The organism is Chitinophaga sp. CF418, assembly GCF_900142925.1.
Classification (GTDB): Bacteria; Bacteroidota; Bacteroidia; order Chitinophagales; family Chitinophagaceae; genus Chitinophaga.
In genome coordinates this window covers 554716-576060 of sequence record NZ_FRCN01000002.1, presented here as the reverse complement: position 1 = coordinate 576060, position 21345 = coordinate 554716, and the positions used below count along the sequence as shown (strand labels likewise).

21 protein-coding genes are annotated in these 21345 nt (G+C 45.7%); 5 read left to right on the top strand and 16 right to left on the bottom strand.

What is annotated here, in order from left to right; all coding sequences use genetic code 11:
• Nucleotides 1-12 precede the first annotated feature (12 nt).
• Nucleotides 13-1287 (bottom strand): chloride channel protein, encoded by a 1275-nt coding sequence (locus tag F3I09_RS06920; protein WP_149694310.1) that lies wholly within the window; start codon nucleotides 1285-1287, stop codon nucleotides 13-15.
• Between the two features lie 314 nt (nucleotides 1288-1601).
• Here F3I09_RS06920 and F3I09_RS06915 point away from each other — a divergent pair, with 314 nt between their 5' ends.
• On the top strand, nucleotides 1602-1862 hold the full coding sequence (locus F3I09_RS06915; RefSeq protein ID WP_149694309.1) for a DUF2024 family protein: 261 nt from the start codon (nucleotides 1602-1604) through the stop codon (nucleotides 1860-1862).
• 177 nt (nucleotides 1863-2039) lie between these two features.
• On the opposite strand, the gene F3I09_RS06910 is transcribed toward F3I09_RS06915, so the two are convergent.
• From F3I09_RS06910 to F3I09_RS06840, 15 genes are all read right to left on the bottom strand, one after another.
• Entirely contained in the window at nucleotides 2040-2249 is a 210-nt protein-coding gene (locus F3I09_RS06910; protein ID WP_149694308.1) for a hypothetical protein, read from the bottom strand.
• A 38-nt stretch (nucleotides 2250-2287) separates the two neighbouring features.
• On the bottom strand, nucleotides 2288-2857 hold the full coding sequence (locus tag F3I09_RS06905) for a DUF420 domain-containing protein (protein ID WP_149694307.1): 570 nt from the start codon (nucleotides 2855-2857) through the stop codon (nucleotides 2288-2290).
• Between the two features lie 35 nt (nucleotides 2858-2892).
• On the bottom strand, nucleotides 2893-3579 hold the full coding sequence (locus F3I09_RS06900) for an SCO family protein (protein ID WP_149694306.1): 687 nt from the start codon (nucleotides 3577-3579) through the stop codon (nucleotides 2893-2895).
• 122 nt (nucleotides 3580-3701) lie between these two features.
• Nucleotides 3702-4106, bottom strand: a complete 405-nt coding sequence (locus tag F3I09_RS06895; RefSeq protein ID WP_149694305.1) for a cytochrome C oxidase subunit IV family protein — start codon at nucleotides 4104-4106, stop codon at nucleotides 3702-3704.
• Nucleotides 4107-4156: 50 nt separating this feature from the next.
• Nucleotides 4157-4831, bottom strand: coding sequence for a cytochrome c oxidase subunit 3 (locus F3I09_RS06890; protein ID WP_149694304.1), 675 nt, complete (start codon nucleotides 4829-4831; stop codon nucleotides 4157-4159).
• 30 nt (nucleotides 4832-4861) lie between these two features.
• Entirely contained in the window at nucleotides 4862-5425 is a 564-nt protein-coding gene (locus tag F3I09_RS06885; protein WP_149694303.1) for a cytochrome c oxidase subunit 3, read from the bottom strand.
• A 22-nt stretch (nucleotides 5426-5447) separates the two neighbouring features.
• Nucleotides 5448-6326: a heme o synthase gene (cyoE, locus tag F3I09_RS06880; protein ID WP_223233154.1), complete on the bottom strand. Its 879-nt coding sequence runs from the start codon at nucleotides 6324-6326 to the stop codon at nucleotides 5448-5450.
• Nucleotides 6327-6406: 80 nt separating this feature from the next.
• Nucleotides 6407-8233: a cbb3-type cytochrome c oxidase subunit I gene (locus F3I09_RS06875; RefSeq protein WP_149694301.1), complete on the bottom strand. Its 1827-nt coding sequence runs from the start codon at nucleotides 8231-8233 to the stop codon at nucleotides 6407-6409.
• A gap of 110 nt (nucleotides 8234-8343) precedes the next feature.
• Nucleotides 8344-9411, bottom strand: a complete 1068-nt coding sequence (locus F3I09_RS06870; RefSeq protein ID WP_149694300.1) for a cytochrome c oxidase subunit II — start codon at nucleotides 9409-9411, stop codon at nucleotides 8344-8346.
• A gap of 93 nt (nucleotides 9412-9504) precedes the next feature.
• A complete protein-coding gene (locus F3I09_RS06865) occupies nucleotides 9505-10713 on the bottom strand; it encodes a quinol:cytochrome C oxidoreductase (protein WP_149694299.1) in 1209 nt (402 codons plus the stop codon).
• A gap of 39 nt (nucleotides 10714-10752) precedes the next feature.
• Nucleotides 10753-11409 (bottom strand): cytochrome c, encoded by a 657-nt coding sequence (locus F3I09_RS06860; protein WP_149694298.1) that lies wholly within the window; start codon nucleotides 11407-11409, stop codon nucleotides 10753-10755.
• Between the two features lie 80 nt (nucleotides 11410-11489).
• A complete protein-coding gene (locus tag F3I09_RS06855) occupies nucleotides 11490-12086 on the bottom strand; it encodes a DUF3341 domain-containing protein (RefSeq protein WP_149694297.1) in 597 nt (198 codons plus the stop codon).
• A 74-nt stretch (nucleotides 12087-12160) separates the two neighbouring features.
• The gene (gene nrfD, locus F3I09_RS06850; protein WP_149694296.1) at nucleotides 12161-13642 is read right to left on the bottom strand and encodes an NrfD/PsrC family molybdoenzyme membrane anchor subunit; all 1482 of its coding nucleotides are present in this window, start codon (nucleotides 13640-13642) and stop codon (nucleotides 12161-12163) included.
• A gap of 118 nt (nucleotides 13643-13760) precedes the next feature.
• Nucleotides 13761-16859 carry a TAT-variant-translocated molybdopterin oxidoreductase gene (locus F3I09_RS06845; protein WP_149694295.1) on the bottom strand — a complete coding sequence of 1033 codons (3099 nt, stop codon included), beginning with the start codon at nucleotides 16857-16859 and terminating at the stop codon, nucleotides 13761-13763.
• A gap of 139 nt (nucleotides 16860-16998) precedes the next feature.
• Entirely contained in the window at nucleotides 16999-18213 is a 1215-nt protein-coding gene (locus tag F3I09_RS06840) for a c-type cytochrome (protein WP_149694294.1), read from the bottom strand.
• A gap of 472 nt (nucleotides 18214-18685) precedes the next feature.
• On the opposite strand from F3I09_RS06840, the gene purN reads away from it, so the two are divergent.
• The 4 genes from purN (at nucleotide 18686) to F3I09_RS06820 (ending at nucleotide 21271) form a co-directional block, all read left to right on the top strand.
• Nucleotides 18686-19252: a phosphoribosylglycinamide formyltransferase gene (gene purN / locus F3I09_RS06835; protein WP_149694293.1), complete on the top strand. Its 567-nt coding sequence runs from the start codon at nucleotides 18686-18688 to the stop codon at nucleotides 19250-19252.
• Nucleotides 19253-19336: 84 nt separating this feature from the next.
• On the top strand, nucleotides 19337-19999 hold the full coding sequence (locus tag F3I09_RS06830; RefSeq protein ID WP_149694292.1) for a hypothetical protein: 663 nt from the start codon (nucleotides 19337-19339) through the stop codon (nucleotides 19997-19999).
• Nucleotides 20000-20193: 194 nt separating this feature from the next.
• Nucleotides 20194-20826 (top strand): SCO family protein, encoded by a 633-nt coding sequence (locus tag F3I09_RS06825; protein WP_149694291.1) that lies wholly within the window; start codon nucleotides 20194-20196, stop codon nucleotides 20824-20826.
• Nucleotides 20827-20842: 16 nt separating this feature from the next.
• On the top strand, nucleotides 20843-21271 hold the full coding sequence (locus tag F3I09_RS06820) for a Fur family transcriptional regulator (protein WP_149694290.1): 429 nt from the start codon (nucleotides 20843-20845) through the stop codon (nucleotides 21269-21271).
• Nucleotides 21272-21345 lie beyond the last annotated feature (74 nt).

Genomic DNA, 21345 nt, shown 5'->3' with positions numbered 1-21345 from the left:
ATCCTGCCCTGGTCAGGAGATCTTTTCAGGTAGCACAGCCGGCTGTGCTACCTTCTTTTTTGCCAGCAGGAAAACCACCAGGTAAGCAGCGGTACATCCACAGATAACCGGCAACAGTGCATTTGTGACATGGGTAGTTTCTATAGCGAAAAAGATAGCGGCAGGTAACACCCTGTTCCCTCCCGCAAACATCGCCGTCATTCCCACCAAAGCGGCCAGGGCAAAATTCAGCTGTACTCCCGGGAACATGAATTGCAGCAGAAAGGTAACAAACAAACCCAGCGCTCCTCCCGATACCAGCAACGGTGCTATAGTTCCTCCCGGAATACCACTGCCCACTGTAATGCTCATCAGCAATAATTTCCCAACCGCCATTACGATGAGGAACTGCAGGGTAACCTGCCCCAGCAACAGGCTGTCTATATGTTCATAACCTGCTCCCAGGATCTCCGGAGAGAAATACCCCACGATGCCGGTGATAATAGCTCCGATCACAGGCCACCACAATTTATCAAATGGCAACATCCGGAAGAGGTTACCTATACCGTTTAGCATCTTCTTTGCCAGCACGGCTACCAGCCCCACCAATAACCCGGTAACGGTATATCCCAACAGTGCCGGCACACCCGCCATTGTTACTTCCGGCATCATAAATACCGGATCACTGCCTGTCAGCCAGTAATGTAACAGCATCCCGGTCCCTCCAGCCAATATCACCGCTGTAATACCTATCCAGGTCAGCTCTACCATGAGTAATTCTATAATGAGAGCGATAGCCGCCAAAGGACTGCCAAAAAGAAATGTAATGCCTCCCGTCATAGCAGCCGCCGCCAGGATCTGTTTCTCCCGGGCGCCTCCTTTTTTTACCTGGCCGGCTACTACCAAAGGCAGATCAGCCATAGGACCCTCCAACCCTAGGGGAATGCCTGCATTAATGGAAAGAATGCTCTGTACTGGCCTTAGCAGCTGTTGTACCTTTTCACCTGCATAACGGAAAAGAACAGCTATAGCAAGGGTAACAATTACAGGTATCAACAGTACCAACAGGTCGTGTTCATCCAGATCCCTGGACATACCAGGCAGTCCGCTGTATGTACTTAAGGCCTGCATTGCCATGATCAGCCCTTCTGTTATCATAGCAGCGGCAGCAGCCACTGTCACCGACATACAAAGTAATACGGGAACAGTCCTTCCCGTAATGTGATTCACAGGAACAGATATTTCCGTATTTACAGGAGCCGTGACAGGAATACCTCCTTTGATAAATAACTGGAAAATGCTTTTCATAGCTGGTCAGTTTAAACGCTCAATTTACATATTCCCGCCTGAGAAATAACTACCGTATAATTATCGCATAGCTATGTTAACTGGAAGTTAATGTATGTAAGTAGAGAATCAATATTTTAGTTAAATGTTTAATTTATTAATAAGTGGTATAAAAAAGATTAGTATTATTCCAATCACGTTCGCTTATCCGTTTTAGCACTGGTAAATAAGATGTTAAATATTTCCCCAGTTTTCTACCATTCCTACTTTTGTATCCTACCTGATCCATTATTGATTCACTATATTCTATGACCTAAAACTGAATGTACTAATTTATGGACGTTGCTATCTTTGACACCTACGTTAAACGTCGCGAGGGCGGTTATATGCACTTCGACATCATCGTATCTGCCGATACCAATTATGAGAATGTGCTCACCTTTGGAAATGCATATCTCAAATCAAAATCTATTGAAAAACAATCTGTTTCTTCCAGAGACTGCCGGTTTTGCCATGTCCAGGAAGTGATACCCATGTGGGAACAAAATATCCTGCAACAGGGCTATCATATTTATGAAATGGAAGGTTGCCGGTAATAAATTTCCGATTGTTTTGCCGGCCGCAGGCAACAGATATAAGGAAAAGAGCCAGTAGGGAGAAACAATATTTCAAATAGTCGTAAACCGTATCCAAATAAGAACATCAAAGGAGGTCTGGTGTAAAACCGGACCTCCTTCTTGTTTTAATATCTTTATCTGTACTGTGATTGTGCCTTATGCCTCGCGGTTGCTCCTCCAGTGTCTGAACACCATTATACCAATGATCAGCAGCGGAGTAGCTGCCAGCATCAGGATGCCATTATTCAGCCCCTTTGCAGGACCTTCTCCCAGCTGCTGAGCTGTTTTAGTACAAAGCGAGCACTGCGCCATCGCCTGTACACCGAAGCATAATATAATCACTAATAACTGAACGATCTTTTTCATACAGTAAATTTAAGCATTCCTGTCATTCCAGCTGTTACTCAATAGTAGGGAGATATCATCACATACACGATCACACCGGTTACTGCTACATAGAACCAGATTGGCCAGGTAATACGCGCTATCTTCTTGTGTTTTACAAAATCTTCCTGGAACCCGCGCAACAGCGTAAACAGCACCAACGGTACAATTACGATGGCCAGCAGGATATGTGTCAGCAGAATGAAATAATAGACATAAGCACTACCACCTACCAGCGCCTTCTCTGCGGCATCTACCACATGGTCGTGGTTAGTGTCGCCATATTTGGTACTCTCAGTAAAAAAGTGATATGTAACATAAGAAACCAGGAACAGTGCAGACAATGCTACTGCTATCAGGTTTGTTGTTTTATGCGCTTTGACATGTCCGCCGCGGATAAAATACAGGCTGGCCAGCAGCAATACTGCTGTAGCCGAATTCAATATCGCATGGAACAGCGGCAGTAGCTGTACATTGAAGCCGAGCTCAATATTCGGGCGGGGCAGGTAGAACAAGATGGCCACCACCACAGGTATTGCTACTGATACAATAGCAATCGGCAGGTTAAGATTTTTACTCTTGATATCCATAGCTATGATTGAGGGCGTTGTGGTCCCCCCTTAGACTATTCTGTTGTTGAAAAAAGCCGTTTGAGTAATCCCGGTCTATGCTTGTCTTTCTCCAGGTGTAGTATTGCTATATCATTCGCGCACTTGCGTACGGCGTTGGAATCCAATCCATCGTAATATCCGCGGATGTGGCGATCTTTATCCAGCAATACCAGCTTCTCGGTGTGAATGAAATCATCCGGACCACCGTCTCCCTGCGTCACACTCACAAACACCTCGTTCCTCGCCCAGTCATAAATATCCTTCTTCCCTCCGGTCACCAGCCACCAGTTATCGGGGTTGATGCCGTGTTTTATTCCATACATACGCAGCTGTTCAGAAGAATCCCTTTCAGGATCTACTGTCAGTGATATCATCTGTAATAAAGTGTCGTTCTTGATATAAGCCTGTTGCACCTTTTCAAGGTTCGCCATCATCTTTGGGCAGATGCTGGGGCAGGAAGTGAAGAAAAAGTTCACCAGTATGACCTTGTTGGGTAAGTCTTTCAGGCTTACTTTCTGGCCCATCTGGTTGGTGAAGGTGAAATCTTTTACCACATGAAAAGTGGTATCATATGTGGCAGTGCCGTTCTTTACTATCGTATCTACCTTTTCAGGTATGTAGTAACGGGGGATAGGTACAACATCCTTACTGTAATGATCTACTATCAGGTATCCCGCCAATGGCACCAATATTGCCAGCATCAATCCTATAAGTCCTCTCTTGGTAATGGCCTGAAGTTTTAATGGTCCGATAAAATTTACGCTTTACAAATACTGCCATATGAATAGAGCAGCACCTGTAAAGCGTAATATATAAAGCTGTTTTAGTGATGTGCCGGCTCGTTGGTGATATGCGTAGCTGGAGGTGCAGGAGTACCCGGAGCCAGGTTCTTACGCATATTTTTCCAGGAGTCACCATCCGCCAGGAAGGCGATGATGAACCATACGAACAATAACAAAGGCATCAGAACGGTCATTACCAGGTTCCTGATCTCATGACGTAAGTGCATGAACTCTGCAACGATAAAGAAAGCCTTTACGAGTGTCAGTGTCACAAAGATACCGTTAAGCGCCCATCTTGCCATAAAACCGTATTCCAGATAAAGGAATGCCAGACCTACTTCAAAAATGGTGATCACCAATAATATCCAGAACGTTTTCCAGATCGATTTGGTAGAAGAATCATGTACATGCTCCTCGTGCGCTACTCCTGTATGTGTATGTTCCATTAGTTTTTTCTTTTTAAAATTCCAGATTACAAATACTTACCAGCCTCCTATTAAAGCAGGTAGAAACAGGTGAATACGAATACCCATACCAGATCTACAAAGTGCCAGTATAAACCTACCTTTTCAACCATTTCATAGTGGCCTCTTTCTTCGTAAGTACCTTTCAGCACATTAGCCAGGATGACAATGTTCAACACCACACCGGAAGTTACGTGCAAACCGTGGAAACCTGTAATGGTAAAGAAGAAGTTAGTGAAGTTCGTAGAAGCGACAGTTCCGTCAGCGTTCAGGAAAGGATTATGTCCCCACCATGCACCTGCATGATGCAAGTGCGTCCATTCCCATGCCTGACAGGACAGGAAGGCGATACCACCCAGGATAGTCCATGACATCCATTTCGCAACGGCCTTACGGTCTCTCATGTGACCAGCGTGTACAGCCAATACCATTGTTACAGAACTCATGATCAGGATGAAGGTCATCAAGCTCACAAATACCAGTGGCAGATTTGTGTGCCCCATACCAGGGAATGCGTGGAACACCTCATTGGGATCAGGCCAGGAAGTGCTCATGAAGCGGATCGTACCATATGATATCAGCAATGCTCCAAAAGTAAAGGCATCTGACATCAGGAAGTACCACATCATCAACTTTCCGTAGCTCACATTAAAAGGAGAATGTCCCCCGGACCACCATTTTTTCTTCGCTGTAACTGCTGTATCCATTGTTTGTTTTGTAATTAATTTTTAGAAAGTTTATCTGGCAATACTCAGAAATATCAACAGGTAAATCCATAACCCATCCACAAAATGCCAATATGTGGCTGCTACTTCTATGGGAACTGCACTGTAAGTACGTACCCTGGTACGGAAGGCCCTGCCAAACATGATCAGCAGTGCTACAACACCACCCAGTACGTGTAACAGGTGTACACCCACTATTACATAAATGAAAGATACAGATGCCGGCCCGTTTAACGGAAGCCCCATATCTGTCATCTGTTTGAAACCTATCCACTGACACGCCGCAAAAGCAACTCCCAGCACGGCGGTCAGCGTAATCAGCTGTTTGTACCGCTGCATGTTCCTGTTACGGAACTGTTTTACCGCCATCTGTATGGTTGCACTGCTGGTCATGATAACTGCAGTAGAGATCCAGAAGATAAACGGTAACTGGAAGGTGAACCAGTTTGCCTGCGCACGCTTTACTACATACGCGCTTGTAAACCCGATGAACATCATGGTGATACTACCCATTGCTATCCAGAGGGAATATTTATGCGGATGTATTTTCTTTCGTTGTAAGCTCATTGCGTCCATCACTCCTTGTTTCAAAAATTGACTATCCGATCTTATCAAAGAGTAGTGCAAACTCCATGACCATCAGATAAATATATGAACCAAACATCAGCTTTCTGGCTGCGGGTACATCACATTTCCTGTACAGGTTAAATGCACGGTACAGGAAGAACAATGTTACCAGCAATACCACGATCGCAGAAACCGGGCCACTGATACGCAGGTAATAAGGTAATAAACCTGCTGGTATTAATAACAGTGTATAAAGCACTGCCTGTAATGCGATCAGCTTGTTGGGTTCTCCGCCGGCAGGTAACAGTTTGAAACCAGCTTTTGTGTAGTCCTTATAACCGATCCAGGCGATAGCCCAGAAGTGGGGGAACTGCCAAAGGAACTGGATAGCAAATAATGCCCATCCGCCTTCACCTATTGCATTGGCGCCTCCGGCCCATCCGATGAGCAAAGGCAATGCACCCGGCACAGCCCCCACCAGCACAGCCAGTGAGTTCCATTTTTTCCAGGGTGTGTATACGAATCCGTACAACACCAGGGAGAGCAGGCTCAGTCCTGCACATAGCAGGTTGAAACCCAGCGCCAGGATTACCAGTCCGGATACACCCGTTACAATAGCCAATATGATAGCTTCTGTATCAGACATCCGGCCGGCAGGTAAAGGACGTACGGCTGTACGCGCCATTAGTTTATCCGTTTCTTTTTCCAGTAACTGGTTAATAGTGTTGGCAGCGCCAGACACCAGTAAGCCACCGGCAAATAAAGTAAGAACTTTAATCAGATTGAACCCGACTCCCGGCACCAGCAGATACCCCACAACACTTGAAAACACAACCATGATGGTGAGGTTAAACTTCATCAACTGAGAGTAATCCTTCACCTTACTGGCTACTGCGTACGATGTCGACAATTTAATCGAGTTTTCTCTTATCATTTCTTCAGCCCATTCCTACGGGAGTTAACCCATAGTTTGCCCAAAAATTCAACTTATTAATGACTTTCTTTCTCTTCTTCTGGTGACAATGGTACAGTCTGCGGTATGAAATCCTTACCGTTTTTGCTGTAGTCATATGGCCAGCGGTACACTTCAGGAATTTCGCCGATCCAGTTACCGTGACCAGGATTGATTGGCGTAGTCCATTCCAGTGTGGTAGCGTTCCATGGGTTCGTAGTAGTAACTTTTCTACCTTTGAAAATGCTATAGAAGAAGTTGAACACGAACATAAGCTGCGCTGCAAATACTATGATCACAACTACGCTGATGAAGTGGTTCAGGTCATTAAACTGTTTGAAAGATTCCCAGCTGGAGTAGTCGTAGTACCTTCTTGGCATACCCGCCATACCTTCATAGTGCATAGGCCAGAAGATCAGGTAAGCGCCGATCAGGGTGATCCAGAAGTGGATATAAGCGATAGTACTGTTCAGATAACGACCAAACAGTTTCGGATACCAGTGGTATACACCGGCAAACGTACCGAAGAACGCAGACACACCCATTACGATGTGGAAGTGCGCAATTACGAAGTATGTATCGTGCAGGTGAATATCAATAGAGGAGTTACCCAGCCAGATACCTGTCAGACCGCCGGAGATGAATGTGCTCACGAAACCGATAGCGAACAGCATACCAGGCGTAAAGCGCAGGTTACCTTTCCAGATGGTGGTGATCCAGTTGAACACCTTGATAGCAGACGGTACCGCGATCAGCAATGTCAACAGTACGAAGAATGCACCCAGGAACGGATTCAGACCCGTTACGAACATGTGGTGCGCCCATACCAGGAACGCCAGGATAACGATCGCGAACATAGAACCCACCATCGCGAGGTAACCGAAGATCGGTTTGCGGGAGTTAACCGCCAGGATCTCAGATACCATACCCATCGCAGGCAGGATAATGATATATACCTCAGGGTGACCGAGGAACCAGAACAAGTGCTGATACAGGATGGCACTACCACCTTCGTGATCCAGTGCTTTACCCGCAACAAACAGATCGCTCAGGTAGAAGCTGGTACCTGCGTGACGGTCAAACAGCAGCAGGATAAAACCAGATAATAATACAGGGAAGGAAAGTACACCCAGTACGGCAGTGAAGAAGAAGCTCCAGATAGTCAGTGGCATCTTCGTCATGGTCATACCTTTAGTACGCATATTCAGGATAGTGGAGATATAGTTCAGACCACCCAGCAGCTGCGAAACAACGAACAGTGCCATACTGATCAACCATAAGTCCATACCTATTTTAGAACCGATTGAAGCGTCGCCCAGTGCACTCAGCGGAGGATACGCGGTCCAACCACCGGAAGCAGGACCTGTCTGAACGAACAGGGATGTCATCATCACCACGCTGGCGAGGAAGAAAGCCCAGTAGCTCATACAGTTCATCAGGGGAGAAGCCATATCGCGGGCACCTACCTGCAATGGAATCAGCAGGTTGGAGAAAGTACCGCTCAAACCGGCTGTTAATACAAAAAATACCAATATGGTACCATGCATGGTTACCAATGCATAGTAAGCTTCAGGAGTAATACGTCCACCTTTAGCCCAGTGACCCAGGATGCTTTCCAGCCAAGGGAAAGTAGCATCCGGGAAACCCAGTTGCAAACGGAACAGTACAGAGAAGAAAGCACCTATGATAGCCCAGATGATACCGGTGATCAGAAACTGCTTGGCAATAGTTTTGTGGTCCAGGCTGAAAACGTACTTCGAAAAGAAGTTGCCTTCATGATGGTGGTCATGCTCATCGTGCCCATGATCGTGCGCATGTACGCCATGAATTACCTCCTGACTGTGCAATGTTGCTTCGTTACTCATAATCGGTTCTATTTATATAAAACTGTCATCGGGGAGTACCGCTACCAGTTTATCTTATAATTTTAAAAATACCTGCGTCTATTATTATTAATCTCTTCGGCTAAACAAATTTAGTGTTTAGCTTCATTTACCGCCACTACTTTTTCCTGATGTGCAGAATCCACTGCCGGAGCCGGTGTTGTTGCCGGAGCAGCAGGAGCTGCCGGAGCAGGATTAGCCACTGCATACTGAGCTACCTGTTTTGCAGCCCATGCATCATACTCAGCCTGTGTTTCTACCACGATATTTGCTTTCATGGAATAGTGACCGGCGCCACACATCTGATCACAGGAGATTTCATAAACAAAATCAGCATTGCCTGTTAATTCCTTCATCTGCTTGGTTGTCTTCGTCGGAGTAAACCATAATGTAGTAGGAATACCCGGAACCGCATCCATCTTCATACGGAAGTGAGACAAACCTACGTCGTGTATCACATCGCGGGAACCAATGATCAGCTTCACAGGTTTATTAACTACCAGGTGCATTTCTGTAGCCATGTAGTCATCCTTATTCAGTTGATCATCCCAATCCTGACCTACAGGATTGTTAGCGTCATTGATCTTTTTAAAATCTTTACGACCCAGCTGACCATCTTTACCAGGGTAACGGATCAGCCAGTTGAACTGCTTACCGGTAATTTCAACTACCATTGCTTCTTTTGGTGCATCGGAAGTGATTCGGAACCAGTGTCTTAAACCGAAAGCTACCAGGATAGTGAGCGCAATGGCCGGAATAACCGTCCATATCAACTCCAGTTTATTGTTATGAGGGAAGTAAAACGCCTGACGGCCTTCTTTCTCCTGATATTTGTAAGCGAACCAGAACAGTAAGATCTGGGTGATTACAAATACGATACCTGTGATGATCAAAGTGGTCTTGATCATTTCATCGATCCCCTTACCCTGTTCAGAGGCAGCTTCCATAACAATCCTACCTTTCAGGGCATCGTTACAGTAATACACACCTATCAGGCCCAGTACCAGGAAGACAATCAACAGGGTACCATTTACACGGTTGGCTTGCTGACGCGTTTTCTTTTCTCCCTTCAATATGGACACATACTCGCTGGCCTTCGCAATCTGGAAGATGACTACGAATATGAGCACAACAACTAAGACTGCTAAATATCCTGACATTGCTATTTGAAATAATTAAGTTATCTAATGCTTTTCGTTATTACCTATCACTTCCGGTATTTTACACCGGAATCTCCTTTACATGTCCGATGATCAGGTATGGTGTATAATACTTTCTTTGAGATACGGATGATTCTTTGGTACCAGTGGAGCCTTTGTCAGCTGGTTAGATACCAGGAATATGATCAGACCAACGAAACCAACAGCCAGACCAGCTTCATACCACGGGAACACCAGGTGTCCGTAAGTACCAGGGCCTACCATCTGCCAGAAGTCCAGCCAGTGACCGCAGATGATCACAATGGAGATGAACACCATGGAAGAATAGTTACGTTTGGTATCGCGTTTCATCAGATACAATAACGGTGTGATAAAGTTGATCAGCAGGTTCAGGAAGAAGATAGGTCTCCATTCACCCCATACACGTGGCTGGAAGTAGGTAGTCTCTTCAGGCATGTTTGCATACCAGATCAACATGTACTGGGAGAACCAGAGGTATGTCCAGAAGATACTGAAACCGAAAGCAAATTTACCGAGGTCATGCAGGTGCTCTTCATTTACCATTGGCAGGTAACCATTACGTTTCAGGTAAACCAGGAATAAAATGATCAATGCGATACCAGATACCCAGGTACTAACGAAGGTATACCAGCTATACATGGTAGAGTACCAGTGAGCATCGATGCTCATCAGCCACAGCCATGGAGTGGTAGAACCAACACTCAGCGCATAGATCACGATAAAACCACCACACCATACTGTATTTCTCCAGACGATGCGACGGCCTGATTCTGCAGATAAATCCCATCCATCTTCCTCGATAGACATCTTACGCAGTTTCATTACAAAGAATATCCAGGCACCGATAGTTACAACAGAGAAACCTGTGAACATTCCCTTATTTAAGAAAGCTGATTTCCAGCTTAATATTTCGTCATGTTTAACATGCTCCGCATTTACCCAGTGGTAGATATGCTCTTTTCCACCGAAAACGATCAGCATAAGCACAATGAACAGGATACCACCCAATACAGGCACTGCCATGGATATAGCTTCCGGAACGCGGCGGAAACCGATCTGCCATCCACCATGCGCCAGGGTAGTTGCGCCAATAAAGAAGGCACTGGCTAAGGTAACCAGCAAAAAGAATGAACTGTTCTGGAGGAGGCCAGCCCAGAAACGTGTAGAGCCATGCTCACCATGAAATGCAAAAATTCCGATCAATAAAGTCAGCAAGCCAATCCCCATTAACACGAAGCTGGTCGTTTTTAATCTTGCCGGTACTACAAATTGGTCCTTCATTACTGTATATTAAAATACTTGATTGAATGCTAGTTTATCTTATTTAGTCGCTGACGAATCCTGAGCCGCTGGTGCTGGCGCTGCTGTTACTGCTGGCGCAGCAGGAACTGCCTGGGTTGAGTCATGAGCCAGAACCGCTGCAGCTTCTGCTCCATTGTTCCGGAAACTACGGATATACGCAGCTATTTTCCAGCGCTGTTCTCTATCCAGCTGGCTGGCATAACTACCCATAGCATTGAAACCATAGGTCATTACGTGGAACAGACGTCCTTCTGTATAGCTGGCCTTAGGGCCGCTACCCAGGTTAGCCGGAGCAGCTACGTAAGGACCATTACCACCATTGTACAGCGGACCATTACCGTCCAGCTTTGAACCATGGCAGATAGCACAGTAAATATTGAATAAACGTTTTCCTTCCTCCAGATCCGCTTTTGTGAGAATCAGTGGATTTTTTACTGCATTAGCCAGTGCGGTATCTGCCGCTTTCAGATGGTAAGGCAGCAGCTCTCCTCTTTTTACTGTTCCTTCCACTGGCTTCATTGTAGAAAGACGCTCACTATAGAACTCGTAAGCACGGGATTCAAACATATCCGGCATATAATGTGAGCCGGGTTTTCTGTTGTTCTTTCCGCATGCCGATAACAAAGCTCCACTTACCAAAGCAGCCGCGATCAATATGTTGGAAGTCCTTTTCATCTGTATATTATAATTCAAGCTTATGTTCTGTGTGCTCCTCCCGGGGAAAATGCTTCTCCGGAAAGTTTTAATTTCTGAGTTTATGCATTAACAGCTTCTACCCGTTTGGTTTCAAACAGGCGGTCTTCCTGGTCGAAACGACCATACCACCAACCTGCTTCCGCACGCTGCTCATTGATCTGCTGTCCGCCGACACTTGCGAGGAAGCTTTTCAGCTCTTCAGTATTGGTCTTGGCAGTTACTTCGATCGCCATTACAAACAGATCGTCTGTCTGACGGGGATGGAAGATATGCTTCTTTACAAAAGGAGCCAGCTGACACAGGTAGCAGAATGTGAGCACCATACCTACTGCAGAGAACAATACTGTCAACTCGAAAGTGATAGGAATGAACGCTGGCAGCGGAAAGTGTGGTTTACCACCTATATTCATAGGCCAGTCAGAGTTAAATACCCAACTCATGCAGGATAATGCCGTAGTAGTACCGGTGATACCGTATATGAAGCCGGCAGTGTGCAGGCTGGTTTCCCGCAGACCCAATGCCTGGTCAAGACCATGCACAGGAAATGGTGTGTACACATCGTGAATCTTGTAACCTGCAGTTCTTACTTTTTTCACTGCCGGAAACAATACCGCCTCATCACTAAAACTTGCTACAACAAAATTTTTAACCGCCATATGTTTAAAAAATTCTTAGTCTAAAAAACGAAATCCAGATCTCTTTACATGCCCGGTGCAACCCGGTGATAAGATTAGTTATGAGCGTGCGCTACAGCACCGTGTGCATCATGATGATGATCTTCGTGGTGGTGTAAACCAGCTACAAATTGCTCTGCAGGCTGTTCCTCATATTTCTCCATATCTTTCTTGAAGCTTTCACCGGATGTCTTCAATACACTCTTGATCTCAGCTACAGCGATAACCGGGAAGTATTTAGCAAACAGGAAGAAGCAGGTAAAGAACAATCCGAAAGTACCCATGTAGAAACCTACTTCAGGCCAGGATGGACGATAGTAGCTCCAGCTGGATGGCAGGTAATCACGATACAGGGATGTACAGATGATCACGAAACGCTCGAACCACATACCAATGTTCACAATGATGGACATTACGAATGTTACGGCTACGTTCCTTCTCATTTTGCTGAACCAGAATACCTGCGGAGTGATTACGTTACAGGTCATCATGATCCAGTAAGACCAACCCAGCGGACCAGCAGCACGGTATTTATAGAAGGTAGCAAATTCGTAAGGAACGGCTGCATACCATGCCATGAACAACTCAGTCAGGTAAGCACAACCTACAACGGAACCTGTCAGTACAATTACCTTGTTCATGGCTTCCATGTGACCGAGGGTAATGTATTCTTCGAGATTTAATACTTTACGTACGATGATCAGCAGGGTCTGTACCATTGCGAATCCGGAGAAGATCGCACCCGCCACGAAGTAAGGAGGGAAGATGGTAGTATGCCAACCAGGAATTACGGAAGTAGCGAAGTCAAAAGATACGATGGTGTGTACGGAGAGTACCAGTGGGGTTGATAAACCTGCCAGTACCAGCGACAGTGCTTCGTGACGTTGCCAGTGTTTGGTAGAACCAGTCCAGCCGAAAGAAGCGATACCATATAATAACTTACGCAGTTTGGTTTTAGCCCTGTCACGCACAGTTGCGAAGTCAGGGATCAGACCGGAATACCAGAACAGGAGAGATACGGTAAAGTAAGTAGAGATCGCAAACACGTCCCACAACAGCGGGGAGTTGAAGTTCACCCACAGCGGACCACGGGTGTTAGGATAAGGCAATACGAAGAAAGCCATCCATACACGACCCATGTGGAAGATTGGGAACTGACCGGCACACATTACCGCGAAGATCGTCATCGCTTCTGCAGCACGGTTCACCCCTGTACGCCATCCCTGGCGAAACAACAGGAGGATGGCGGAGATCAGTGTACCGGCGTGACCGATACCCACCCACCATACGAAGTTGGTGATATCCCAACCCCAACCGATGGTCTTATTCAGGTTCCACACACCTGTACCGTAGTATACTTCCCAGCTTACTGAGAAGACACCGAATCCCAGCAGCAGCAGGGAAATGAAAAAGCCCACGTACCACAATTTACCAGGCTTGGCTTCAATCGGGCTGATGATATCTTCTGTTACCTGGTGGTAATCTTTCACCCCATCAACTAATGGTTCTCTTAGTGTGGATTCGTACTTTAAATGCATAATTCTTTAAGCTTTTACCCCTAACCTGCACCTGGATGCAGAATAAGGAGCTTTAATTGTTCTAAACTTAAAACTTTATCTCTCTGTTAATCTTTCTTTCTTATCAGCTCAACCTTGCTTACGCTTCATGTTTCGCTGCTGCTTCATGATGAGCTTCTTCACCGTGATGTGCTTTTGCCTTAGGCTCAGCAGCTTTGTTTCTGATCTTAGCCAGATAGTTCACGGAAGGCAATGTGTGGGTTTCTTCCAGCACATAGTACAGCCTGTCTTTCTGCTCTTCACCACGAAGTTTCGCAATGCGGCTTTCTTTATCATTGATGTTACCGAATACGATAGCATCAGCAGAACATGCTACCTGACAAGCAGTCTTCGCTTCACCATCTTTCATCGGACGGCCAGCTTTCTTCGCTGTCAGTTTAGCATCCTGTAAGCGCTGTACGCAGAAAGAACATTTCTCCATTACACCACGGCTACGAACCACTACATCAGGGTTCAGCACCATACGTGTCAGGCTGTCGTTCATACCTGCTACATCATACAGGTTATTTTCGAAGCTGTCCGCACCGTTCCAGTCTCTCCAGTTGAAGCGACGAACTTTATATGGACAGTTGTTTGCGCAATAACGGGTACCGATACAACGGTTATAAGCCATCTGGTTGATACCTTCAGAGCTATGGTTGGTAGCGGCTACCGGACAAACGTTCTCACAAGGAGCGTTATCACAGTGTTGACACAGCATAGGCTGGAACACTACTTCCGGATTGTTCTCGTCACCACTGAAGTAACGGTCAATACGCAGCCAGTGCATTTCATGCGCCTTGAGCACCTGCTCTTTACCAACTACTGATACGTTGTTTTCTGCCTGACAAGCGATAGTACATGCACCACAACCGAAACAGGTGTTCAGGTCAATAGACATACCCCACTTAATACCCTGATACTGGTGTACATCAGGATACAGCGTACCGCCTGCACGGAATTTCTCTTCATTACCACCGAATTTGGAGAATAATTCCTCGCGGTCTTCGTTCACCTCTTTAGGGTTCTTGATGAACTCTTCCAGGGTGGTTTCCTTTACGATAGGACGACCTTCGTAACTGTTGTGTGTTTGAGTAACACCTATCTGAGCTATTTCTGAAGTTTTTTCTACAGAAACCTCAGGAGCGAAATAATCAAAAGTCTGACCGTTGTAGCTTACCAGCGGATAGGCATTCTTACCTACGCCTGAAGCAGCTTTACCAGCATTGTTATTACGTCCGTAACCTACTGCGATCGCAACTACTTCAGGATGGATACCAGGCAGGATCAGCAGTGGCAGGGAGATTTCCTTACCATTTGCTTTGATCTTCAGTACAGTCCTGTCATTGTTGATTTCGTAGTCATCACCCAGCTCTGTGTGGAACGTTTTAGCGAGGGTGTTGGAAATTACAGCGTAGTTATCCCATGTAGCACGGGTGATTGGATCCGGCATTTCCTGTAACCATGGGTTGTTGGCTTCTTTACCATTACCAATAGCTACTTTTTCATACAGTACCAGTTCCAGCTTACCGCCTTTCTTGGCACTGTTGATCTTCGCAGCAGCTGCTGCTACATCACCTGCGAAAGCAGCACCGCCTAAAGCAGGCGCCTGTGCAGGCTCGATGATACCATCCTGCAGTACTTTGTCCCACGCTTCCTGGCTACCCAGTTTGGTGATCCATTCGTTCTTCAGGAAATCTTCCCAGGAAGTAGCGTTTCCGCTCCATGCCAGCAGGGTAGATTCGAACGCACGTGTTTTGAACAGTGGTGCGATGGTAGGTTGTATGAAACTGAAATATCCGGTACGACCTTCAACATCTCCCCAGCTTTCCAGGTAGTGATGAGCAGGAGCCGCATATTTGAACAGTTCAGAAGTTTCGTCTTTACGATCGTTGAAAGTAACGGTCAGTTTCGCCTGCTTAACACCGGAAATGAATTTCGCGGCGTCATAGTAATCATAAGCAGGGTTCACACCGTATACGAATAAAGCGCCGATGCTGCCAGCATTCAGTTCACTTACCAGCTGCGCCATGTCGCTGTCGATACCCTGACGGTAGCTAACAGTAGAAGCCCAGTCGATAGTGGTGCCATTGGAACCGATCTGGTTGTTGATGGCATTTACGATGATCTGTACGTTTACATCATTGGAACCGCTTACAACCAGTGCTTTACCCTGGCTGTCTCTCAGCGCTTTCGCAGCTTTTTCGATACCATCCGCCAGGCGTTTGTCAGCGATAGCTGGTTTGCTTACAGCACCACCTACAGCGCTCAGCAGGGCCAGTGCTACTGCACCGGTCTCTGATGGTTTATGAGTATATCTTTCATCAGCATTAGCACCGGTAACGCTCATCATGCTTTCGAAGTGGAAATGTTTGCTCATTTCCGGCTTCTTCGCATCGATCTTACGGTTAGCACCATATCCTCTTGAATACTCTACAGGATTCAGCCATGTACCCAGGAAATCTGCACCAAGACTTACGATAGTCTTTGCATTTTCGAAGTGGTAAACAGGCAGTGCTCTTTTCCCGTAAGAAGCTTCGTTAGCGAGCAGCATACCTGAGTAGGATACTGCATCGTATGTTACATGACGGAAGCCAGGATATTTAGCCTGGAAACCGGCAATTATTTTCTTGGTAGAAGGGCTTACAATAGTAGAAGTCAGCAACACGATAGGAGCGCTGCCCAGGCCTGCCAGTGCAGCAGCTACCTGTTTGTCCAGCTCTGCCCAGGTTGTTTCCGCACCGTTGATAGTTGGGAAACGCAGACGTGCTGAATCGTACAGGCTCAGTACAGAACCCTGTACTCTTGCTGTAGAAGCACTACCAGTTACAGATGACAGGTCGTTACCATCAACTTTGATAGGACGGCCTTCACGCGTTTTAACTACAACAGGCAGCACCTCTCCGTCTACTGCGTAAGTGGAAGCGTAATAGTTAGGTACACCGGGAGTAATTTCTTCCGGCTTATTTACATAAGGTATTGCTTTTTTAACAGGCGTTTCGCAACTGGCCGCAATTGTAGCAGCTGCAGTAGTGAACCCCAGGTATTTCAGGAAGTCCCTGCGGGGGGTAGTAGCATTCAACAGGCTTTCACTCTCCTCAAAAGGCAAATCCTCTCTGAATTCGTTATTCACAATCTCCTGATGTTCCTTGGTATTGTGCAACTCCTCCAAGCCTTTCCAATACTTTTTTTGCTCCATGTTATTTATACTAACGAGTTACGGATTATTTTTTAAGACCTATGAAGTCTGACGTTTGAAGTATGGCATTCCGGCATAACGATTTGACCTTCGCTAACAATCCCCAGCTTCCTTCACCCGATTTGCTTCATTTAGTTTATTAATAGTGACATTTCTGACATTCAGTACCACCTACCATTTCAACGGTTACGCTATCGATCTTGCCATCCTTCACATCCTGGTGGAACTGTTCAAAAATGCTGTAGTATTTATTATCTGCGAACTGCACTTTGGTTGTACGGTGACAGTTTACGCACCAACCCATTGACAGCTCTGCAAACTGATGAACTTCATCCATTTCAGTGATTGCACCGTGACAGGTCTGACATTGCTGTTTACCAGCTACTACGTGTTGTGAGTGGTTAAAGTAAACGTGGTCAGGCAGGTTGTGGATCTTGGTCCACTCGATTGGTTTACCAGGTTTGGTATATTTCTGGGAAGCTTTATCCCATCCTACGTGGTCGTATAATTTCTGGATCTCTGCTGTACCATTTACTTTCTTACCTTCTGCAGTGAACAGTTCAGGACCGCCATACTCGCTGATGGTCTTGTGACAGTTCATACAGATATTCTCAGAAGGAATCATGGCGTGCTTGCTCTTCTCAGCACCGGCGTGGCAATAAAGACAGTTGATCTGGTTGATGCCGGCGTGTACTTTGTGAGAGTAGAAGATTGGTTGTTCGGGCATGTAGTCTTTCTGACGTCCCAGACCGATAGCACCATTGATGGTGTAGTAACCACCTACGATAAACAACAGCAGGATCACCAGGGCGATGTATGCTTTGTTCTTATAGAATGGAACTGGTTCTGGTGTGGCAACTCCGTCTTTGTCAGCAGCCAGTTTGTTCAGGTTACTGTTGATCTGCATCAGGATCAATGCTACAACCGCCAGGATCAGGGTAATGATACCGAACAGCAGGCTGTTGTTGCCTCCGTCTTCGTCAGCACCGGTAGTAGTACCTCCAGCGCCGCCGGTACCAGCATTCTTTACAGTTGGGTCTACCTTACCTTCTTCTGCGATGTAAGCCAGGATATCATCGATATCTGCATCAGTGAAAGAAGGGAAACCTGGCATTGCCTGCTTGTTAAACTGGTTAAACAGATTAACAGCATAAGAGTCTCCGGATGCGATCACGGAACCTGAGTTATGAATCCATTGGTGCAATAATTTCTTATCAGACCAACGCTCTTCCACACCCTTCAGTGCGGGACCAGTAACTTGCTTGTGAACATTATGGCAGCTGGCGCAATTCTGCTGAAACAATGTTTTACCCTTGGCAGGATCTGCAGCCTTTGCGGACAAGGATGCGATCATTGCAACGCATAGGACAAGAACACTCACAAAATGCTTGCGCATAAGAATGGAAACACGACGATACACAGCCTATTTAGTTTAGATTTGACCTTAAGTTTCTTTAAAAGTGCTCACAAAAATAAGACACAATGTTGACAATTTATCAACAATTATAAAAAATTCTTACTTGCATCACTCATTCCTTTTCCCTATATATGACGCGGTAAAGCGGGTAATGGTCAATGCGTTCTGCATGAAAAAAAACATGATAAATGTCATGAATTAAGACAACCTGTTTCCGGTTTCATCGTTTTACATATATATAATATGGTGTGTTCTCCTGAATGGTATTATTTTTGATCCGGCTGTTGCTTTTTTAACTCCTTCAGGCCTTGCAAGTTCTTTTATAAACCACCTGGCGCCTGGAAAGTTCAAACACGCTTATAAATAAGACCAATTAGTTACTTTTGCGCCGTCCTTAATAACAGATATTTTGAAAAATATAGCCATCTTCGCCTCAGGAGCAGGTAGTAACGCACAAAAAATAATTGATCATTTCCGTCACTCGACCATTGCAAAAGTATCTATGATACTTTGTAACAAGCCGGAAGCAGGCGTGCTGAAGATAGCCGAAAAAGAAGGCATCCCATCCGTATTGATAGAGAAAGAGCTGTTTTTCCGTACGGACCATTATATAAAGGTATTACAACAGGCAGATACAGACCTGGTCGTCCTGGCCGGTTTCCTTTGGAAAGTACCTGCCAACCTGGTACAGGCATTTCCGGACCGTATTATTAATATACATCCTGCCCTGCTACCGAAATATGGAGGTAAAGGTATGTATGGCCAGTTTGTACATGAAGCAGTGATCCTGGCCAAAGAAGCAGAAAGCGGCATCACCATCCACTTCGTCAACGAAAAATATGACGATGGGGCAACCATCCTGCAGGAGCGTTGTACCATCACCCCAGAGGATACCCCTGAGACCCTGGCAGCCAAAATTCACCTGCTTGAACACCAGTGGTATCCGGTAATTGTGGAACGATTATTGACCTCTTAATCACAGCTTTCAGCTCAGCTGTAGGCTTTCCCTTATAATCCTACAACTCCCGACTGACAGCTGTCGTCAAATGCAGACAACTATATGAAAAAACCACTGCTTGTTATTGGCCTGTTATGCTTTAGTGTCATCACTGTTTTCGCACAGGATAAAACTGCTTTTCGCCCGTCTACCTATATTAAGGTAAACCCCTCCCGGCTGATCAATGAACTGGAAGTCACCATAGAACAGGAATTCTCAGAAAAGATAAGTATCGAACTGGGAATAAGTGGCATCTATACCGACTATCCCGATTATATCCTGGCAAAAAAGATAGATATCGGTCAGAAAAAGCCCAATATCAGTACCGAGCAGTTTGTGGACGGCAGAGGCCTGGGCTTCAGCGCCAGTTTACGCTGGTACCTCGTTTCCCGGCACGACGACCTTTTTCGCTCACAAGGCACCTATTTCCAGCCAGTGCTCTTATATAAAAAGGTGTTCTATCCCAACGATAAGGTCACCATTAATAATGGCACTTACCAAAATACAGGCGATAAAGACGTCTATGCCCTGCAGCTCCTCGTGGGCCGGCAGATCAGGAAAGATAAATTCATCCTGGACCCCTATGTGGGGCTGGGTGTCCGCATGAAAGTATATGACTATAATAACTTCAATAACGATAACGGAATGGTCGGTTCCAACGATGGAAGGCTGATCAGTGTGCTCCCGAGCCTGCATGTGGGTATCAAAATCGGCCTCAAAATGTAAAAAACAAGTGCCGCACCCAAACGGCACAGCACTTTGTTTACCCTAATCTATGTATGCGTAAAACCTTGTTAGTCTATGTCCCCCTGAATAACAGGGAGTGTGTTAAAACAAAGTTAGTCTTTTTATGCAACATTGTTTCATAATCATATTTAGCTAATTGTGTACTACCTTTGTAAAGTAAAATGACTGGCATTATGTCTAAAAAGAATGTGTTCTATATTGTATTCTTCACGCTCCTGGCTATCGCCTTTCTGGGTTATTCAGGATACGTGATCAAGGGTGAGCAAGGCAGCTTCTTCGGAGAAGAGAAATTACCCATATTAGGTACCAATGGTCATATGGTTGGCGGATTTTCATTTACGAACCAGGAAGGGAAGACCATTACCAACAAGGACGTAGAAGGAAAAATATATGTAGCAGAATACTTTTTCACTACCTGTACCGGCATCTGTCCGAAGATGAATGCCAACATGACAAAAGTATACGCCACCTATAAAGACGAGCCCCGATTCCGTATATTATCCCATACCGTGGACCCCGAAACAGACAGTGTTCCTGTGCTAAAGCAATATGCAGAAGAACACGGTGCTGATCCTAAAAACTGGTGGTTCCTGACAGGTACCAAGAAGGAACTATATAAATTAGCAAGAGCCGGATATATGGTGGATGACGGCACCTACACGGGAGATGAAGATTTTGTGCACACGCAATGGTTTGCCCTCGTAGATGGGGAAGGACGCGTAAGAGGACTCTATGAAGGAACCAAAAAACCTGACGTGGACAAAATGATCTCAGACATATCCCGGTTGTTAAAGGAAGAAAAGTAACTTATCTTATTTTATCATGAACAACAAGAACAAAGTAAGTATCACTGAATTGCTCCGGGCCAGTAAGCTCAGCATCACAGATACCCGTGTGAAGATATTGGAGCTGTTCATGAACAGCAATGGCGCGCTTGAACATAGCAGCTTTGAAAAGCTGGCTGGTCAGACTTTTGACCGTGTGACAGTTTACCGCACCCTACAGACATTTCTCGATAAAGGGATCATCCATAGCATCCCTACCACCGATACCTCGATCCGCTATGCACTCTGTAAATCGGACTGCTCGGAACATGACCATCACGATCACCATGTACATTTCAAATGTGAAGAATGTGGCGCTACTACCTGTCTTGAGGACACAGATGTACCTGAGATCCATTTGCCGAAAGGTTACGCCATCCATAATGTGGATGTAGTGGTAAGCGGGGTGTGTAAACAATGCAGATAATATTGATCAGGGATAGAAACTAAAAATGCAGCGAGGCCTTCGCTGCATTTTTAGTTTCTATCCCTGATGCTGAT

Bases quoted from the DNA above. Each gene is read 5' to 3' on its own strand.
- F3I09_RS06885 (WP_149694303.1), bottom strand. From the start codon at position 5,425: ATGGACGCAATGAGCTTACAACGAAAGAAAATACATCCGCATAAATAT.
- F3I09_RS06830 (WP_149694292.1), top strand. From the start codon at position 19,337: ATGAAAAAACCACTGCTTGTTATTGGCCTGTTATGCTTTAGTGTCATC.
- nrfD (WP_149694296.1), bottom strand. From the start codon at position 13,642: ATGCATTTAAAGTACGAATCCACACTAAGAGAACCATTAGTTGATGGG.
- F3I09_RS06910 (WP_149694308.1), bottom strand. From the start codon at position 2,249: ATGAAAAAGATCGTTCAGTTATTAGTGATTATATTATGCTTCGGTGTA.
- F3I09_RS06890 (WP_149694304.1), bottom strand. From the start codon at position 4,831: ATGGATACAGCAGTTACAGCGAAGAAAAAATGGTGGTCCGGGGGACAT.
- F3I09_RS06895 (WP_149694305.1), bottom strand. From the start codon at position 4,106: ATGGAACATACACATACAGGAGTAGCGCACGAGGAGCATGTACATGAT.
- F3I09_RS06845 (WP_149694295.1), bottom strand. From the start codon at position 16,859: ATGGAGCAAAAAAAGTATTGGAAAGGCTTGGAGGAGTTGCACAATACC.
- F3I09_RS06820 (WP_149694290.1), top strand. From the start codon at position 20,843: ATGAACAACAAGAACAAAGTAAGTATCACTGAATTGCTCCGGGCCAGT.
- F3I09_RS06870 (WP_149694300.1), bottom strand. From the start codon at position 9,411: ATGTCAGGATATTTAGCAGTCTTAGTTGTTGTGCTCATATTCGTAGTC.
- F3I09_RS06905 (WP_149694307.1), bottom strand. From the start codon at position 2,857: ATGGATATCAAGAGTAAAAATCTTAACCTGCCGATTGCTATTGTATCA.
- F3I09_RS06825 (WP_149694291.1), top strand. From the start codon at position 20,194: ATGTCTAAAAAGAATGTGTTCTATATTGTATTCTTCACGCTCCTGGCT.
- F3I09_RS06920 (WP_149694310.1), bottom strand. From the start codon at position 1,287: ATGAAAAGCATTTTCCAGTTATTTATCAAAGGAGGTATTCCTGTCACG.
- F3I09_RS06875 (WP_149694301.1), bottom strand. From the start codon at position 8,233: ATGAGTAACGAAGCAACATTGCACAGTCAGGAGGTAATTCATGGCGTA.
- F3I09_RS06840 (WP_149694294.1), bottom strand. From the start codon at position 18,213: ATGATCGCATCCTTGTCCGCAAAGGCTGCAGATCCTGCCAAGGGTAAA.
- F3I09_RS06860 (WP_149694298.1), bottom strand. From the start codon at position 11,409: ATGAAAAGGACTTCCAACATATTGATCGCGGCTGCTTTGGTAAGTGGA.
- F3I09_RS06900 (WP_149694306.1), bottom strand. From the start codon at position 3,579: ATGCTGGCAATATTGGTGCCATTGGCGGGATACCTGATAGTAGATCAT.
- F3I09_RS06855 (WP_149694297.1), bottom strand. From the start codon at position 12,086: ATGGCGGTTAAAAATTTTGTTGTAGCAAGTTTTAGTGATGAGGCGGTA.
- F3I09_RS06915 (WP_149694309.1), top strand. From the start codon at position 1,602: ATGGACGTTGCTATCTTTGACACCTACGTTAAACGTCGCGAGGGCGGT.
- F3I09_RS06865 (WP_149694299.1), bottom strand. From the start codon at position 10,713: ATGAAGGACCAATTTGTAGTACCGGCAAGATTAAAAACGACCAGCTTC.